This is a genomic window from Actinomycetota bacterium, from assembly GCA_030776725.1.
Classification (GTDB): Bacteria; Actinomycetota; Nitriliruptoria; order Nitriliruptorales; family JAHWKO01; genus JAHWKW01.
Genome location: JALYHG010000162.1, coordinates 1 through 4,824, shown reverse-complemented (window position 1 = coordinate 4,824; position 4,824 = coordinate 1). Strand labels below are relative to the sequence as shown.

Here is a 4,824-nt window from a genome sequence, read left to right as displayed (position 1 = left end):
CGCTTGGGCTGAGCGACGAACCACGTCCCGATCGGCTCACCGGCGAGCGCATCGGGGATCACGCCCGGTCGACGAGCGTCGGCGATGACGGCATGGCAGGCGGATAGCACGGCCACGCGGGCGGCCTCGACCTTCGAACGCATCCCGCCGCTCCCGACGAACGACCCGGTCCCGCCGATCCGCAACTGGGCCAGGCGGTCGAGGTCGTCAACCCGGTCGATCAGAGTCGCGCCGGGGGTGTGCCGGGGATCGACCTCGTACAGTCCCCCGACGTCGGAGAGCAGCAGCAGCACCTCCGCCTCCAGCATCGACGCGACGAGGGCAGCCAGGTGGTCGTTGTCGCCGTACGCGAGTTCCTCGGTGGCCACGACGTCGTTCTCGTTGACGACGGGGACGGCCCCCAGTTCGAGCAGCTTGCGGAGGGTCCTCCGGGCGTTGAGGTAGCGGCCCCGTCTGACGAAGTCGTCCTGGGTGAGCAGGACCTGTCCGCAGATCAGCCCGTGCTCGGCGAAGTCGCGTTGGTAGGCGTGGATCAACTGTCCTTGCCCGACCGATGCGGCGCTCTGCAACGTGTCCATGTCGCCGGGTCGCGTGTCCAACCCGAGCTGCCCGAGGCCGGCTGCGACCGCCCCAGACGACACCAGCACGAGGTCGGTCGCGGACGTGCGAGCGGCGGCGATGCCGTCGACGACCACGCGGATCTGGTCGCGGTCGAGCCGCCCGTCCGGGCCGCGCAGGCTGTTGGAGCCGACCTTCACCACGGCCAGTCGAGGTCGGTCGAAGCGGCGTTCAGCCACCGGCCGCCTCCGGGCCGGCTGCGCCCGGTTCGTCGACGTCCCAGGCGTCTGCGTCGGCGGTCACCACGGTCTCACGCTCGTCAGCGGGCAGGTCGTGGGGCTCAGGTGAGAAGTCGAAGACCTCACCGCCGAGGATGACCTCGTCACCGCCGCGCGCCCCCGCGGCGATCAGTGCCGCTTCCACGCCGGCGCGCCGCAGCCGACCCTGTAGGTACCGGATGGCGTCGGGGTTACCCAAGGGGGTCATCTGTACCCAACGGTCGACACGCCGGCTGTGCACGACGTAGCGGCCGGCATCGTCGCGCTCGACCGTGAACGGCTCGTCTCGCTCCTCGAAGCGGATCACGAGCTCCTCGGGGGCGGCGTCGGGCACCGCGGCGCGCCGGGCCGAAACGAGCTCCGCGAGCCGCCACCGCAGTGGGTCGAGACCCTCGCCGGTGACAGCGGACACCTCGAAGACCTCCAGGTCGCGTGCCTCCAAGGCGGGGCGCACGAGCGACGCCATCGCGCGACCGTCGGGGACGTCGACCTTGTTCAACACCGCGACCGCCGGCCGCTCGAGTAGCGACCGGTCGTGCGCCCGCAGCTCGCGCGTGACCACGTCCAGGTCGTGGACGGGGTCGCGGTCGGGTTCGAGCGGCACCGTGTCCAGGACGTGCACCACGACGGCTGTCCGCTCGATGTGCCGCAGGAAGCGGTGCCCGAGACCCCGTCCTTCGCTGGCGCCCTCGACCAGGCCGGGCACGTCGGCCAGGACGACGTCGACATCGCCGGCACGCATGACGCCCAGGTGCGGGGTCAGCGTGGTGAACGGCCACGGCTCGACGCGCGGCCGCGCGGCCGACAGCCGCGAGATCAGCGAGGACTTCCCGGCGCTCGGGAAGCCCACCAGCCCGGCGTCGGCGATCAACTTCAGTTCGAGGCGGAGCGAGCGCTCCTCGCCGTGCTCGCCGAGTTCGGCGAAGCGCGGGGCGCGACGACGGTTGCTGGCGAACGAGGCGTTGCCGCGTCCACCGCGGCCGCCACGCGCTGCCACGATGCGCTGACCCGGCCGGGCCAGGTCGGCGAGGACGTCCCCGGTGCTGCGGTCTCGGACGACCGTCCCGGCCGGGACGGCGACGATGAGGTCGTCACCGGCAGCTCCCGTGCGGTTCATGCCCTGCCCGTGGCCGCCCCGGGGGGCGCGCCGGTGCGGGTAGCGATGCAGGTCCAGGAGCGAGGTCACGCCCGGGTCGGCGACCAGGACGACGTCGCCGCCACGGCCGCCGTCGCCCCCGTCGGGACCGCCGCGCGGCACATGCGCCTCGCGGCGGAACGAGACCGCGCCGTTGCCGCCATCACCGCCGCGCAGGTGGACGGTGCACTCGTCGATGAAGCTGGGGGAGGCCTCGGACACGATCTCTCCTCGACGACGAAGAGGGCGGCTTCAGCCGCCCTCCACATCATCCGGGTGGGACCTACTCGGCCGGGATGATCTCCGCGTACTTACGGTTGCGCCGGTTGCGGAACGACACGTTGCCGTCCGCGAGCGCGAACAACGTGTCGTCACTCCCACGACCGACGTTGCGACCCGGGTGGATCCGGGTGCCGCGCTGACGCACGATGATCGAGCCGGCGGTCACCGCCTCGCCGCCGTAGGCCTTCACGCCGAGGAACTTCGGGTTGGAATCGCGGCCGTTGTTGGACGAGCCGCCGCCCTTCTTGTGTGCCATACCGGTCCTCCTGTGATCTGCTGCGCCGCTCGCAGAGACCCACGCGTCCAACCGACGCGCGTTCGTCTACAGCTGCTCGACCTTCACGGTCGTGTAACGCTGGCGGTGACCGCGCTTCTTCCGCTGGCGGGTCTTGTTCTTGTAGGTGAAGACCGTGATCTTCTTCCCCTTGCCGTGGCCGGTGATGGTGGCGGCCACCGCCCGGTCGCCGAGGTCAGGACCCGTGGTGACGGTCCCGTCATCGTCGACGACCATCACGGCGCGCAACTCGACCGGGTCGCCGACTTGGCCGTCGAGTTTCTCCACCCGGAGCTCATCGCCGGGGGCGACGCGGTACTGCTTGCCACCGGTTGCGATCACGGCGTACACGGTGGCCTCCGTCGGTGCTCGGCAACGGCAGGAGCGGGCGATCGTCGTTCGCTCATCGAACCCAAGAGTCGTTCGCTCATCGAACCCAAGAATCGTTCGCTCATCGAACCCAAGAACGGTGCCCAACGGCACCGTGCCGCGAGGGTACAGTCGGTCCCGGGCACGGTCAACGTCACTCCAGCTCCAAGATCAGGCCCCGACCTTCGCAATGGGGGCAGCGCCGGCTGAACACCTCGAGCAGCCCCTGGGAGACGTTCTTGCGGGTCATCTGCACCAGGCCGAGGCGGCTGACATCCGAGACGCGTGTCTTGGTCCGGTCGCGCAGCAGCTCGCGCTTGAGTCGACGCACCACCTGATCCTGGTTGGCCTTGAGCAGCATGTCGATGAAGTCGATGACGATCATCCCGCCGATGTCACGCAGCCGTAGCTGGCGGACGACCTCCTCGGCGGCCTCGAGGTTCGTCTTCAGCACGGTCTCCTCGAGGTTCGTCGAACCGGTGAACTTCCCCGTGTTGACGTCGATGATCGTCATCGCCTCGGTCTTCTCGATGATCAGGTACCCGCCAGATGGCAGCCACACCTTGCGTTCGAGCGCCTGCTTCAGCTGCTCGGTCACGTGGTAGGCGTCGAACAGGCTCAGCGGCTGTTCGCGCTTCCGGTCCGACGGCGGCTGGTACAGCTGGAGCTTGTCGAGGGCCTCGGGCATGACCTCTTCCAAGTACGCCGCGACCTTGTCGCGGACATCTTGGCTGTCGACCACGAGAGCGTCGAAGTCGGGCCCGAAGTTGTCGCGGATCACCCGCACGACGAGATCCGGTTCCTCGTAGACCGGCTCGAGCGCGTTGGCGGTCTGTGCCCGCTCGTGGACGACGTCCCACTTCTTCAGCAACCGCCGGAGGTCATCGGCGAGTTGTTCCTCGGTGGCATCGGCTGCCGCGGTCCGAACGATCACGCCGTGACCATCCGGCTTGATCCGCTTGAGGATCTTGCGCAGCCGCTCGCGCTCGTCGTCAGCGAGCTTGCGTGAGATGCCGAAGATCGTCTCGTTGGGAGCCAGGACCATGTACCGGCCAGCGAGCGACAGGTGCATGGTGAGCCTGGCTCCCTTGGAGCCCATGGGGTCCTTGGTGACCTGTACCAGGACGGTCTGTCCCGGCTTCAGAGCCGCTTCGATGCGGCGTTCGGAGTCGCCTTCGAGGTCCAGTTCGTCGTAGAGGACCTCACCTGCGTAGAGGACGCCGTTGCGGCCCTTGCCGATGTCGAGGAACGCCGCCTCCATACCGGGCAGGACGTTCTGGACGCGGGCCATGTAGATGTTGCCGACGAAGGAGACGTCCTCCTTGCGTGTGACGTAGTGCTCGACGACGGTGCGCTCCTCGAGCACCGCGATACGGGTGCGGTCCCCGCGGGTGGTGACCAGCATCGTGCGCGGTGGGCCGTCGAGCATCGCCCGACGCACGTCCTCGGAGACCTCAGCGACGCGGCGGGCACCGCTGCGACGGGCGCGACCTCCGCGTCGGTCCCGCGCTTGCCGCTTCGCGGCGAGCCGGGTCCCACCCCGGACGATCTCGTCGGCGACCTCACCGCTCCTCGCCTTGGCTGGTTCGTCGTCCGCGGCTGCGGTGTCCTCGTCCGCACCGGCGGGACGCGCCGCGGCGGGGCGGCGACGGCCACGGCCCCGTCCTCCACGCCGTCGGCGTCGGCGTCGGTCTCCGTTCGTTGCCGTCTCGTCGCGCTGCTCGTCGGGGGTGGTCGCCTCGTGCTGCTCAGCGGTGGCTTGGTCGGCTGTCGATCGCTGGGCGTCCTGAGTCGTTCGTGTGCGGGTGCGGGTCCGGGTCCGGGCAGCATCGCCGTCGTCCCGGTCCGCGCGGGAGGTCTTGCTGTCGTCGGTCACGTGCGTCTCGTTTCCTCACGGCGCGCCCCGCCGTCTCGATCGGGAGGACGGG

5 protein-coding genes are annotated in these 4,824 nt (G+C 69.8%); all 5 read right to left on the bottom strand.

Annotated elements, in window-relative coordinates:
• Window positions 1-797: glutamate 5-kinase (gene proB / locus M3N57_07630; protein MDP9022554.1), on the bottom strand; the 797-nt coding region annotated here is incomplete at its 3' end.
• Window positions 790-2,193: a GTPase ObgE gene (obgE, locus tag M3N57_07625; GenBank protein MDP9022553.1), complete on the bottom strand. Its 1,404-nt coding sequence runs from the start codon at window positions 2,191-2,193 to the stop codon at window positions 790-792. The genes proB and obgE, both read right to left, overlap by 8 nt.
• A gap of 61 nt (window positions 2,194-2,254) precedes the next feature.
• On the bottom strand, window positions 2,255-2,509 hold the full coding sequence (gene rpmA, locus M3N57_07620; protein MDP9022552.1) for a 50S ribosomal protein L27: 255 nt from the start codon (window positions 2,507-2,509) through the stop codon (window positions 2,255-2,257).
• Window positions 2,510-2,575: 66 nt separating this feature from the next.
• Window positions 2,576-2,878 carry a 50S ribosomal protein L21 gene (rplU, locus tag M3N57_07615; protein ID MDP9022551.1) on the bottom strand — a complete coding sequence of 101 codons (303 nt, stop codon included), beginning with the start codon at window positions 2,876-2,878 and terminating at the stop codon, window positions 2,576-2,578.
• A 172-nt stretch (window positions 2,879-3,050) separates the two neighbouring features.
• Window positions 3,051-4,772, bottom strand: a complete 1,722-nt coding sequence (locus M3N57_07610; protein ID MDP9022550.1) for an Rne/Rng family ribonuclease — start codon at window positions 4,770-4,772, stop codon at window positions 3,051-3,053.
• Window positions 4,773-4,824 lie beyond the last annotated feature (52 nt).